Source organism: Streptomyces sp. PL-25, assembly GCF_058344915.1.
On the sequence record NZ_CP136997.1, the window covers coordinates 74,749 to 89,124 of the forward strand.

At 74.4% G+C, this 14,376-nt stretch carries 1 protein-coding gene; it reads left to right on the plus strand.

Annotated features, from left to right (window positions below; all coding sequences use genetic code 11):
• Positions 1 to 117 precede the first annotated feature (117 nt).
• Positions 118 to 14,358, plus strand: coding sequence for an amino acid adenylation domain-containing protein (locus R4Z62_RS00370; protein WP_491518785.1), 14,241 nt, complete (start codon positions 118 to 120; stop codon positions 14,356 to 14,358).
• Positions 14,359 to 14,376 lie beyond the last annotated feature (18 nt).

Consider the following 14,376-nt stretch of genomic DNA (forward strand, 5'->3'; position numbering starts at 1 on the left):
CTGCGGGCCCTCCCGTCCGTTCCGCCGCGCCGCGCGTCCCACCGCGGCGCCCCGACCCCTGCCCCTCCCCTGCGGACGATGCCCCATCGTGCCGCGCCCCACCCTGGAGCGAGACCCATGACCGAGCGTGCCCAGCGGCGACTCCCCCTCACGGGAGCCCAGACCGGCGTCTGGTACGGCCAGCGGCTGGCCCCCGACTCCCCGGTCTACAACGTCGGGCAGTACGTGGAGATCAACGGTCCGGTCGAGGTCGCCGCCTTCGAGGCGGCCGTGTGCCGCACGGTCCGGGAGTGCGAGGCGCTCACGGTGCGGTTCGAGGAGGACGGGGCGGGCCAGCCCTGGCAGTTCCCCGCCCCGCACGGCGCCGCGCTCGACGGCCCGGCGCTGCGGGTGGTGGACCACCGCGACGCCACGGACCCCGACGCGGCGGCGCTGGAGCTGATGCGCTCCGACATGGGCCGTCCCGTCGACCCGGCCACCGGACCGCTGTTCGCGTACGCGCTGCACCTGGTCGGCCCGAACCGGGCCCTGTGGTACCAGCGCGCCCACCACATCGCGCTCGACGCCTACGCCTTCTCCCTGGTCTCCCGGCGCGTCGCCCAGGTGTACACCGCCCTGGTCCGGGGCGAGGAGCCCGAGCCCACGCCCTTCCGGCCGCTGGCCGACGTGGTCGCCGAGGAACAGACCTACCGGAGTTCCGAACAGGCCGTCGCGGACCGGGAGTTCTGGTCTTCGCGGCTCGCCGACCGGCCCGAACCGGAACTGCTGGCCGGTGCCGCGCACCCGGCCTCGCAGACCTTCCTGCGCGACGGCGCCGTGCTGACCCCGGAGGCGACAGCCGGCCTGCACGCCATCGGCCGTGCCGCACGGGCGAGTTGGGCGGACACGGTGACGGCGGCGTTCGCCGCGTTCCTGCACCGCTCCACCGGCTCCCGGGACGTGCTGCTGTCCCTGCCCGCCATGTCCCGGCTGGGCTCGGCGGCCCTGTGGGTGCCGGCGATGGTGGTGAACGTGCTGCCGCTGCGCGTGCCGGTCCGGCCCGGTACGGGCATCGGCGAGCTGACGGCCGGGACCGCCCGGCTGGTCCGCGAACTCCGCGCCCACCAGCGCTACCGGGCCGAGGACATCCGGCGCGACCTCGGACTCGTCGGCCGGGAACAGGGGCTGCTCGGCCCGATGGTGAACATCAAGGCCTTCGACTACGCCCTGGACTTCGCGGGCGCGCCCGGCACCGCGCACAACATCGCCGCCGGACCCGTCCACGACCTCACCCTCGGGCTGTACCACGACGCGGCCGACGGACACATACGCTTCGAGCTGGACGCCAACCCGCTCGCCTACGGCGCGGAGGAACTCGCCGCGCGCAGCGCCGAGTTCAACCGCTTCCTGGCGGAACTCTCGGCCGGTGGACCCGGCACCCCGGTGAGCGCGCCCGAGCTGGTGGACGGCTGGACCCGGCGCGCCCTGCGGGACGCGGCCGAGGCCACCGCCAGGGAGGTGGAACCGGGCACGGTCGTGGACGCGGTCGCCGCACAGGCAGCGGCGCACCCCGCGCGGACCGCCGTCGTCGCGGACGGACGGGAACTGACCTACGCGGAGCTGGACGAGCGCGCGAACCGGATCGCCCGGCTGCTGATCGCGCGCGGTGCCGGGCCCGAGTCCTACGTCGGCATCGCGCTGCCGCGCACCGCGGACCTGCTGGTGGCCCTGCTGGCGGTGCTGCGGACGGGCGGCGCCTATCTGCCCCTGGACCTGGACTACCCGGCCGACCGGCTGGACCACATGGTCCGCGACGCCCGCCCGGTGTGTGTGCTGACCACCCTGGCCGCCGCCCCCTCGGCGCCGGACGTGCCGGGCACCGAGACCGTCGTCCTGGACGCTCCCGACACCCTGGCCGCCCTCGCGGCCCTGCCCGCGCACCCGGTCGCCGACGCCGAGCGGCTCGGCCCGCCGGACGGCGCGCACCCCGCGTACGTCATCCACACCTCCGGCTCCACCGGACGCCCCAAGGGCGTGGTGGTGCCGCACTCCGCGCTCGCCAACTTCCTGCGCATGCAGGCGCACCAACTGGCCCTCTGCCCCGGTGACACCCTGGTCGCGGTCACCACGGTCTCCTTCGACATCGCGGCGCTGGAACTGTGGGTGCCGCTGATCAGCGGCGCCACCGTGGTCCTCGCCGACCGGGACACCGTGCGCGACCCGGCCGCCCTCTCCGCCCTGGTGGACGCCCACCGGCCGGCGGTGATGCAGGCGACCCCGTCGCTGTGGCAGGCACTGCTCGCCGAGGGGGCCCCGGCGGCCCTGGTCGGCACGTCCGTGCTGGTCGGCGGCGAGGCGGTCCCCGCGGACCTGGCCGAGCGGCTGACCCGGACCGCCAGGAAGGTCACCAACGTCTACGGCCCGACCGAGGTCACCGTATGGGCCACCTCCGCCGCCCTCTCCCCCGGCCACACGGGCACGCCCGACATCGGCACCCCGTTCTGGAACACCCGCGCCCATGTCCTCGACGGCTCCCTGCGGCACACCCCGAACGGGCGGCCCGGGGAGCTGTACCTGGCCGGCGCGCAGCTCGCGCGCGGCTATCTGGGCCGCCACGGTCTGACCGCCGAGCGGTTCGTCGCCGACCCCTACGGGCCGCCCGGGACCCGCATGTACCGCACCGGCGACCTGGTGCGGCGCCGCCCGGACGGGCGGATCGAGTACGTCGGCCGGGCCGACGACCAGGTCAAGCTGCGCGGCTTCCGCATCGAACTCGGCGAGATCGAGAGCGTGCTGGGCGCGGCGGAGTCCGTGGGCCGTGCGGTGGCCGTGGTCCGTGAGGACGTGCCCGGGACACAGCATCTCGTCGGGTACGTCGTCCCGGCGGGCGAGGGCCGGGTGCCGGACCCGGTCGCCCTGCGGGAGCTGACGGCCGCCCGGCTGCCGGAGTACATGGTGCCCTCGGCCGTGGTGGTCCTGGACGCCTTCCCGCTGACCGCCAACGGCAAGGTCGACCGGCGCGCGCTGCCCGCCCCCGACCTGTCCGGGCTGACCACGGCCGGGGCGCGGGCGCCGCGCGGTGCCCGGGAGGAGATCCTGACCGGGATCCTCGCCGACGTGCTCGGCCTGCCCTCGGTGGGCCCGGACGACGACTTCTTCACCCTCGGCGGGCACTCGCTGCTCGCCGCCCGGGTGATCGCCCGGGTGCGCGGCGCGCTGGGCACCGAGTGCGGCATCCGTGACGTGTTCGAGGCGCGAACGGCCGCGGCGCTGGCCGAGCGGCTGGCCGGGCGGGACGGCTCCACGCTCCCGCCGCTGACGGCCGCCGCCCGCCCGGAGCGGCTGCCCCTGTCGCACGCCCAGCGGCGGCTGTGGTTCCTGCACCAGATGCAGGGCCCGAGCGCCGCCTACAACATCCCGTTCGCGGCCCGCTTCACCGAGCCCCTGGACCCGGGCCCCCTGGACGCGGCGCTGGGTGACGTCGTGGCCCGCCACGAGACACTGCGCACCGTGTTCGCGGAGGCGGGCGGGGAGCCGTATCAGCGGATCCTCTCCCCCGGAGAGGCGGGCGTGCGGCTGCGAGTCGTGGAGACGTCCGAGGCCCGCTTCGACGCTGAACGCGAACGGGCCCTCGGGCACCTCTTCGACCTGGCGGCCGAACCGCCCGTCCGGGTCACGCTGCTCCGCGACCCGGCGACCGGGCAGCAGGCGCTGGTGGTGCTGCTGCACCACATCGCGAGCGACGAGTGGTCCATGGGCCCCTTCCTGCGCGACCTGGAGACGGCCTACGCGGCGCGGACCACGGGGGCCGCACCCGAGTTCCCGGAACTTCCCGTGCAGTACGCGGACTTCGCGCTCTGGCAGCGCGCCCTGCTCGACGGCGGCGACGACTCGCCGACCGCCCGGCAGGCGGACCACTGGCGTGCGGTGCTGACGGGTCTGCCCGAGGAGCTGGCGCTGCCCGCCGACCGGCCGCGTCCGGCCGGGCCCGGTCAGGCGGGCGGCATGGTGCACCGCGCGCTTCCCGCCGAACTCGCCTCCCGCATCCGCGGATTGGCGCGGGAGAGCGGCACCAGTGTGTTCATGGTGGTGCACGCGGCGGTCGCCGCCCTGCTGCACCGGCTCGGCGCCGGTGACGACATCCCCCTCGGCACCCCGGTCGCCGGACGCACCGACACCGCGCTGGACGACCTCGTCGGCTTCTTCGTCAACACCCTGGTCCTGCGCACCGACCTGAGCGGCGACCCCAGCTTCGCCGACCTGCTCCAGCGGGTCCGGACCACCGACCTCACCGCACTGGACCACGCCGACCTGCCCTTCGACAAGGTCGTCGAGGCCGTCAACCCGCATCGCGGCCTGGCCCGCCACCCCCTCTTCCAGACGATGGTGTCGCACAGCACGGTCACCCAGGACGTGCGCCGGCTGTTCGGCCGGGACACCCGCGTGGACCGGATCGACCCCGGCACCACCAAGTTCGACCTCGACTTCACGTTCTCCGACACGGCACACGCCGACGACATCGACCTGGAGGTGTTCTACGCCGCCGACCTCTTCGACCGCCCCACGGCCGAACGGCTGGCGGACCGCCTCCTGCGCCTGCTCGCACAGGCGGTCGCCGATCCCGCGCTCCCCGTCTCCGGGTACGACCTGCTCGACGCCACCGAGCGCGAGCGCCTCGCGGAGTGGAACGCCACCGCCCGCCCGGTTCCGGTGGAGACCGTGGTGGAACTGCTCGCCCAGCGGTCGGCCCACACCCCCGAGGCGACGGCCCTGGTCTGCGGCGCGGACCGGCTCAGCTTCGCCGGCCTGGACGACCGGGTGGAGCTGCTGGCGCGGACACTGTCCGCCGAGGGCGTCGGCCCGGACACCGTGGTGGCGCTCGCGCTGCCCCGCTCGGCCGACGCGGTGGTGGCCGCCTTCGCCGTACTGCGTGCGGGCGGCGCCTACCTTCCGCTGGACCTGGACCACCCGGCGCACCGGCTGGAGTTCATGCTCCGGGACGCGGCACCGGTGTGCGTGCTGACGTCCACGGATGTCGCCGCTTCGGTGCCCGAACTGCCGGGCGTGACACGGCTGCTGCTGGACGAGCCCGCGTTCACGGCCCGCCTCGGCACGGCCATGGACCTGCCCGCTCCCCGTGCTGCCGGCCCCGGACACCTCGCGTACGTCATCTACACCTCGGGCTCGACCGGCCGCCCCAAGGGCGTCGGACTGCACCACGCCGGGCTGACGAACCTGTACCGGGACCACGAGCGCGCCCTGTACCGGCCGGTCGCCGAGCGGCTGGGCCGGCGGGTGCGGGCGCTGCACACGGCGTCGTTCGCCTTCGACTCCTCCTGGGAACAGTTGCTGTGGCTGGTCGCCGGGCACGAACTGCACATCCTGGACGAGTTCGGCCGCCGGGACGCGGACACCGTGGTCGCGTATGTCCGCGAGCACCGCATCGACACCCTGGACGTCACCCCGTCCTACGCCCGTCAACTGCTCGACGCCGGACTGCTGACCGGTACCTGGCGGCCGCCGCTGTTCCTGCTCGGCGGCGAGGCGGTGCCGCCCGCGCTGTGGTCGGAACTGGCGGCGGTTCCGGGGGTGGAGACGGTCAACTACTACGGTCCGACCGAGTTCACGGTGGACGCGCTCATGGCCCGGGTCACCGACAGCGCCACCCCGGTCGTCGGCCGCCCCCTGGACAACACCCGCGCCCAGGTGCTGGACGCGCGGCTGCGCCCGGTGCCGCCCGGGGTGCCGGGCGAGCTGTACCTGTCGGGTGCGCAGCACGCGCGCGGCTATCTGGGCCGCCATGCCCTGACCGCCGAGCGGTTCGTCGCCGACCCCTACGGGCCGCCCGGCACCCGCATGTACCGCACCGGCGACCTCGCCAGATGGCGCCCGGACGGCCTGCTGGAATTCCTCGGACGCGCCGACGACCAGATCAAGCTGCGCGGCTTCCGTATCGAACTCGGCGAGATCGAGCAGGCGTTGGCGGCCCGCCCCGGTGTCACCTCGGCCGCGGTCGTGGTCCGCGAGGACACCCCCGGGGCGCCCCGCCTGGTCGCCTACGTCACCGGCACGGCGGAGCCCGCCGCGCTCCGCCGCGATCTGGCGGCCGAACTGCCCGAGTACATGGTCCCGGCGGCCGTCGTACCGCTGGAGGTACTGCCGACGAACGTCAACGGCAAGCTGGACCGGGCCGCGCTCCCCGCCCCGGTGCTCGCAGCGGCCGAGCCCTCCCGGCCCCCGCGCGGACCGGTGGAGGAGCGGCTCGCCGCCGTGTTCACCGAGGTCCTGGGCGTGTCCGCCGTCGGCGCCGACGACGACTTCTTCGCCCTCGGCGGGCACTCGCTGCTCGCCGCCCGGGTCGCCGCCCTGGTCCGCGACGGGGGCACCGCCTGCTCCGTGCGGGACGTCTTCGAGACCCGTACGGTCGGATCGCTCGCCGCCCGGCTCGCCGAGCGGTCGGCCACCGCCCGTCCGGCGCCGTCCCGGGCCGCCGAGCGTCCCACACCGGTGCCGGTGTCGTACGCGCAGCGCCGGCTGTGGTTCCTGCACCAGGTGGAGGGACCGAGCGAGACCTACACCGTCCCGGTCGCGCTGCGGCTGCGCGGCGCGCTCGACGTACGGGCGCTGGAGGCGGCCTTCGCGGACGTGGTGGCCCGGCACGAGGTGCTGCGCACGGTGTTCACCGAGGTCGACGGGGAGCCGTACCAGCGGGTGCTGGCCCCCGAGGAGTGCCGGGTGCCGTTCGCGGTACGCCCGGTCGCCGCGGCGGATCTGGAGCAGGCGGTGGAGACCGCCGCCACCGGCACCTTCGACCTGACCGCCGGTCCGCCGCTGCGGGTGACGCTGCTCGACGTGGCGGACGACGATCATGTGCTGGTCGTGCTGCTGCACCACATCGCCACCGACGAATGGTCGACCGGCCCCCTGCTGACCGACCTCGACACCGCCTACCGCGCCCGGCTCACCGGCACCGCCCCCGACTACCCCGAACTGCCCCTGCAGTACGCCGACTTCGCACTCTGGCAGCGCGACCTCCTCGGCGACCCCGACGACGCCAGCTCACCAGCCGCACACCAGACCGCATACTGGCGCCAGGCCCTCGCCGGGGCGCCGGAGGAACTCACGCTCCCCACCGACCGGCCGCGCCCCGCCGTCCCCTCCCACCGGGGCGGCACCCTGACCGTGGAGCTGTCCGAGGAGGTGCTGACCGGGCTGGAACGGCTCGCGGCGGACTCCGGGGCGACCATGTTCATGGTGGCGCACGCGGCGGTCGCCGCCCTGCTGCACCGGCTCGGCGCCGGTGACGACATCCCCCTCGGCGCCCCGGTCGCCGGGCGTTCCGACACCGCGCTGGACGGCCTCGTCGGCTTCTTCGTCAACACTCTCGTGCTCCGTACCGACCTCTCCGGCGACCCGAGCTTCACGGACCTGCTGGCCCGGGTGCGGGCCACCGACCTGGCCGCCCTGGACCACGCCGATCTGCCCTTCGACCGCATGGTGGAGGCCCTCGACCCGCACCGCACGCTCGCCCGCCACCCCCTCTTCCAGACGATGGTGGCCTACGAGGGCGGCGGCCCGGACCACAGCCGGCTGCTGGGCGCGGACACGGTGGAGTGCCCGGTCCGCGCCGGTGCGGCCAAGTTCGACCTGGAGATCCTCTTCCGGCGGCTGCCGGGCGCCGACGGCCCGGTGCTGACCTGCGGAGTCCGTTACGCCCTCGACCTGTTCGAGCGCTCCGGCGCCGAGCGGCTGCTGTCCCGGCTGGTACGGCTGCTGGAGCGGGTGGTGGCCGCACCGGACGCCCCCCTGGCGCGGCTGGAGCTGCTGGACGCGGGCGAGCGGGAACAGGTGCTGCGAGGCTGGAACGACACCGCTCGTACCCTGGACGGACCCGCCACCCTCGCCGGTCTGGTGGCGGGCGGCGCCCGCGAGCCCGAGGCCGTCGCGCTCGTACACGAAGGCACGCCGGTCAGCCGGGGAGTCTTCGAGGAGCGGGTCAACCGGCTGGCCCGGCTGCTCATCGGCCGGGGAGTCGGCCCCGAGTCCGTCGTCGCCGTCGCCCTCCCCCGCTCCGTGCACCTCCTCGTCGCCCTGCACGCCGTCGTACGCGCGGGAGGCGCCTACCTGCCACTCGACCCCGCCCTGCCCGCCGACCGGCTCACCTATATGACCGACACCGCCGCACCGGTGTGCGCGGTCACGGACGGGTCCTCGCTCCTCTCCCTGCCCGAACGCCTCCGAGTGGCTGCCGTGCTGCTCGACGCGCCGTCCGTGGAACAGGAGTTGGCGGGGTTCGCGGCGGACTCGGTCACGGACGCCGACCGGCTCGCACCTCTGCTGCCGTCCCACCCGGCGTACGTGCTCTTCACCTCCGGATCCACCGGACGTCCCAAGGGCGTACTGATCGAACACGCGGCCATCGTCAACCGCCTCCAGTGGATGCAGGACACCTACCAGCTCACCACGACGGACCGGGTACTGCTCAAGACACCCACCACCTTCGACGTCTCCGTGTGGGAACTCTTCTGGCCGCTCGCCTTCGGCAGCACCCTCGTGATCGCACGACCCGAGGGGCACAAGGACCCGCACTACCTGGCCGCGCTCATCCGCGAACAAGGCGTCACCGTCTGCCACTTCGTCCCGTCGATGCTCGCCGCGTTCCTGGCCGACTCCGACCTCAGCACAAGCCGGAGCCTGCGGCTGGTCGTGTGCAGCGGGGAGGCCCTGCCGACCGACCTGGCCGCCAGGTTCCACGCCTCGGCCGCACCGCGCCCGGTCGCGCTGGAGAACCTGTACGGCCCCACCGAGGCGGCCGTGGACGTCACCCGCGCCCCGGCCCACACCACCGACAACAGCTACTCCATACCCATCGGAACACCCGTCTGGAACACCCGCGTCTACGTCCTCGACACCCACCTCCAGCCCGTCCCCATAGGCGTCCCCGGCGAGCTCTACCTCGCAGGCACCCAACTCGCCCGCGGCTACCTCACCCAACCGGCCCTCACCGCCGAACGGTTCACCGCCGACCCCCACGGCACCCCCGGCACCCGCATGTACCGCACCGGCGACCTCGCCCGCTGGAACCCCGACGGCACCCTCACCTACCTCGGCCGCACCGACCACCAGATCAAACTCCGCGGCCAACGCATCGAACCCGGCGAAATCGAAGCCACGCTGACCGAAGCACCCGGCATCGCACAAGCCGTCGCACACGTCCACGAGGGTCAGCAGGTGGTGGCGTACGTCGTGCCGGTGCCGGGCAGTGCCCATGCCCCGGACCACGGTGCGCTGCGGGCCCACGCCGCCTCGCGGCTGCCGGAGTACATGGTGCCCGGTGCCTTCGTGACGCTGGACACCCTGCCGCTGACGGCCAACGGAAAGCTCGACCGCCGCGCCCTGCCCGCACCGCCGCAGGCGGAGACCGGCGTGTTCCGGGCGCCGCGCACCGCACGCGAGGAGGTGATCGCCGGCGTCTTCGCCGCCTTGCTGGAGAGGACGTCGGTCGGGGTGGAGGACGACTTCTTCGCGCTCGGCGGGCACTCGCTGCTGGCCGCGCGCGCGGTGAGCCGACTGCGCGCCGCGCTGGGGGTGGAGTGTGCCGTACGCGACCTGTTCGAGGCGCGTACGGTGGCCGGGCTGGCGGCGCGGCTGACCGAGCGCACGGCGTCGGGCCGGCCCGCGCTGACGCGGGCGGCCGAGCGGCCGGCGCTGCTGCCGCTGTCGTACGCCCAGCGTCGGCTGTGGCTGATCGACAGCGTGCAGGGCCCCGGGACGACCTACAACGTGCCGCTCGCGGTCCGGCTGCGGGGCCCGGTCGACACGGAGGCGCTGGAAGCCGCCCTCGCGGACCTGGTCGCCCGGCACGAGGTGCTGCGCACGGTGTTCACCGAGGTCGACGGGGAGCCGTACCAGCGGGTGCTGGCCCCCGAGGAGTGCCGGGTGCCGTTCGCGGTGCGCGCGGTCGCCGTGGACCGGTTGGCCGAGGAGGCCGTCGCGGCGGGCGGGCACGTCTTCGACCTGGCGCGGGAGATCCCGCTGCGGGCCGCGTTGCTGAGCGCGGCGGACGACGACCATGTGCTGGTGGTGCTGCTGCACCACATCGCCACCGACGAGTGGTCGACCGGCCCCCTGCTGACCGACCTCGACACCGCCTACCGCGCCCGACGCACCGGAACCACCCCCGACTACCCCGAACTACCCCTCCAGTACGCCGACTTCGCACTCTGGCAGCGCAACCTCCTCGGCGACCCCCACGACCCCCGCTCACCGGCCGCCCGCCAGACCGCGTACTGGCGCCACACCCTCGCCGGTCTGCCCGAGGAAGTACCGCTTCCCACCGACCGGCCGCGCCCCGCCACCCCCTCGCACGAAGGTGACGTGGTGTTGTTCGAGGTGTCCCCGCGTACGGGTGCGGAGCTGGCCCGGATCGCGCGGGAGAGCGGCGCGACCGTGTTCATGGTGGTGCACGCGGCGGTCGCCGCCCTGCTGCACCGGCTCGGCGCCGGTGACGACATACCCCTCGGTACTCCGGTGTCCGGGCGGGAGGACGAGCAGGTGGACACCCTGGTCGGGTTCTTCCTCAACACGCTGGTGCTGCGGGCCGATCTGTCCGGCGATCCCGCCTTCGCCGAGCTGGTCGAGCGGGTGCGGGACGCGGATCTCGCCGCGTTCTCGCACGCGGACCTTCCGCTGGAGGCCGTGGCCGACGCTGTCGGGCGGTCCGCCGGGGCGCGTCACCCGCTGTTCCGGACGATGGTGACCTATCACTCGACGACCACCGAAGTGGCGGAGCTGTTCGGGGTGCCGGCGGACGAACTGCCGGTGGAGATCGGCGGGTCCAAGTTCGACCTGGAGTTCGCCTTCGGCGGCTCCCCGGTGGACGGCCGGATCAGCGGTGGGGTGCGGTACGCGACGGACCTGTTCGAGGCCGCGAGCGTCGAGCGGCTGGCCGGGCGGCTGGTCCGGCTGCTGGACGCGGTGGCGGGCGACCCGGGGCAGACGCTCTCCGCCCTCCCGGTCATGGACTCGGGCGAGCGGGAACAGGTGCTGCGAGGCTGGAACGACACCGCTCGCGTCCTGGACGGTCCCGCCACCCTCGCCGATCTCGTGGCGGGCGGCGCCCGCGATGCCGAGGCCACCGCGCTGCTCTTCGACGGCGCCTTCCTGACCCGCGGCGGCTTCGAGGAGCGGGTCAACCGGCTGGCCCGGCTGCTCATCGGCCGGGGAGTCGGCCCCGAGTCCGTCGTCGCCGTCACCCTCCCCCGCTCCATGGAACTCCTCGTCGCCCTGCACGCCGTCGTACGCGCGGGAGGCGCCTACCTGCCACTCGACCCCGCCCTGCCCGCCGACCGGCTCACCTACATGACCGACACCGCCGCACCGGTGTGCGTCATCACGGACCGGGCCTCACTCGGCACACTGCCCGAACGCCTCCGGCCCGGTGCTGTACTGCTCGACTCGCCCGCTGTGAACGAAGAGTTGGCGGGTTTCGGGTCCGATGCCGTCACCGACGCCGACCGGCTCGCACCTCTGCTGCCGTCCCACCCGGCCTACATACTGTTCACCTCCGGATCCACCGGACGCCCCAAGGGCGTACTGATCGAGCACGCGGCCATCGTCAACCGCCTCCAGTGGATGCAGGACACCTACCAGCTCACCACGACGGACCGGGTACTGCTCAAGACACCCACCACCTTCGACGTCTCCGTGTGGGAGCTGTTCTGGCCGCTGGCGCAGGGCGTGCCGCTGGTCGTCGCCCGGCCCGAAGGGCACACCGACCCGCACTACCTGGCCGCGCTCATCCGCGAACAGGCCGTCACCGTCTGCCACTTCGTGCCCTCGATGCTCGCCGCCTTCCTGACGGAGACCGAGCTGTCCGACTGCCCGAGCCTGCGACTCGTGGTGTGCAGCGGGGAGGCCCTCTCGGCGGACCTGGCCGCCAGGTTCCACGCCTCGGCCGCACCGCGCCCGGTCGCGCTGGAGAACCTGTACGGCCCCACCGAGGCGGCCGTGGACGTCACCCGCGCCCCGGCCCACACCACCGACAACAGCTACTCCATACCCATCGGAACACCCGTCTGGAACACCCGCGTCTACGTCCTCGACACCCACCTCCAGCCCGTCCCCATAGGCGTCCCCGGCGAGCTCTACCTCGCAGGCACCCAACTCGCCCGCGGCTACCTCACCCAACCGGCCCTCACCGCCGAACGGTTCACCGCCGACCCCCACGGCACCCCCGGCACCCGCATGTACCGCACCGGCGACCTCGCCCGCTGGAACCCCGACGGCACCCTCACCTACCTCGGCCGCACCGACCACCAGATCAAACTCCGCGGCCAACGCATCGAACTCGAAGAAATCGAAACCGCGTTGACCGAAGCACCCGGCATCGCACAAGCCGTCGCACACGTCCGCGAGGACCGGCCGGGGGTGCAGCAGCTCGTCGCCTATGTGGTGCCCGCGCCCGGTGCGGCCGTCGTACCGGACGAGCTGCGTGCCCATGCGGCGGAGCGGCTGCCCGCGTACATGGTCCCGGCGCTCTTCGTGGCTCTGGACGCCCTGCCGCTGAGCACGAACGGCAAGCTCGACCGCCGTGCTCTGCCCGTGCCCTCGGGTGCGGCCCGGTCCGTCTCCTCGGGAGCGGGAGCGGGAGCGGCGCAGGTGCTCGCCCGGCTGATGGCCGAGGTGCTCGGGCTGCCGGCCGTGGACGTCGAGGACAACTTCTTCGAGCTGGGCGGCGACAGCATCGTCTCGATCCGGCTGGTGAGCCTCGCCCGCAAGGCCGGGCTCACCGTCACGGCACGCCAGGTGTTCCAGCATCCGACACCGGCCGCGCTCGCCGCGGTCGTGGCGCCCGAGGAGACCGGTGCGGCTCCGCGCCCGGCGGACGTGGGCACGGGGCCCCTGGTCCTGCCTCCGGCCGCGCACTGGCTGGCGGCCCGGGGCGGCCCGTACGAGCGCTTCTGTCAGGCCCGTCTGGTGCGGCTGCCCGCCGGAGTGCGCGCGGCCGATCTGGTCACGGCACTCCAGGCGGTGCTGGACCGGCACGACGGGCTGCGGCTGGCGCTGTCGGTGGCACGGCCGGGGCTGTGGAGCGCCGAGGTGCGGCCGGTGGGCGCGCTAGAGGCCGCTTCGGTGCTGCGTACGGTGGACGCCGTGGGCCTCGGTGACGGGGCGCTGCGTGAGCTGGTGGCGCGCGAGTCGGACCGGGCGGCCGGGGAGCTGGATCCGGTGGCCGGACGGACGGTGCGGGCGGTGTTCCTCGATGCCGGTCCGGCCGGGCCGGGCAGGCTGCTGCTGGTGGCGCACCATCTGGTGGTCGACGAGGTGTCGTGGCAGATCCTGCTGCCCGATCTGCGGGCGGCCTGGGAGGCCGCGGCGACGGGCCGGGCGCCCGCGCCGGAGCCGGTGCCGACGTCGTTGCGGACCTGGACGGCCGGGCTGCTCGCCGAGGCGCACAGTGCGCGGCGGCTGGCGGAGCTGGACCGCTGGCTGGCGGAGGCACCGCGCGGGCGGCTGCTCACCGACCGGGCGCTGGATCCGGGGCGGGACACCGTGTCAACGGCGCGCAGGCTCGATGTGCGGCTGTCGGCCGAGCGGACGGCACCGCTGCTGGAGCGGGTCCCCTCGGCGGTGCACGGCACGGTGAACGACATCCTGCTGACCGCGTTCGCGGTGTCCGTGGGCGACTGGGCGGCCCGTGCGGGCCGGTCCGCGGAGGCGGCCGGGTTCGCGGTGGACCTGGAGGGGCACGGCCGGGAGCAGGATCTCGTGCCGGGCGCCGATCTGACCCGTACGGTCGGCTGGCTGACCTCGGTGTATCCGCTGCGGCTGGGGGCGCGCGCCTATGACCCGGCGGCCGTGCTGGCGGGGTCCGAGGACGCGGGCGCGGCTCTGAAGGAGGTCAAGGAGCAGGTGCGCGGTGTGCCGGACGGCGGGGTGGGCGCGGGTCTGCTGCGCCGGCTGAACGCCGGTACGGCGGGGCTGTTCGGTCCCGGCGCGGCCGAGGTCCTGTGGAACTACCTGGGCCGGCAGACGGCCCGCGCCACCGCCGACTGGGGTCCGGCCCCCGAGGCGGACGCCCTGGCCGTGGCCCCCGATCCGGCCCTGCCGCTCTCCCACGCGCTGGAGGTCGTCGCGGAGGTGACGGGCGGACCGGAGGGGCCGCAGCTCGCGGCGTCGTTCGTGTGGGCGGGCGAGGCCCTGTCCCAGGGCACCGTCAGCGCGCTGGCGGACGGCTGGCTGGACGCGCTGGACACCTTTGCCGCCTGGGCGGACGGCGGGACGACCGCCGGGCACACGCCCTCGGACCTCGACCTGCTCGAACTCGACCAGGACCAGATCACCATGCTCGAAGAAATGTGGAGGGCCCAGCAGTGAAGCAGGCTCGGATCGAGG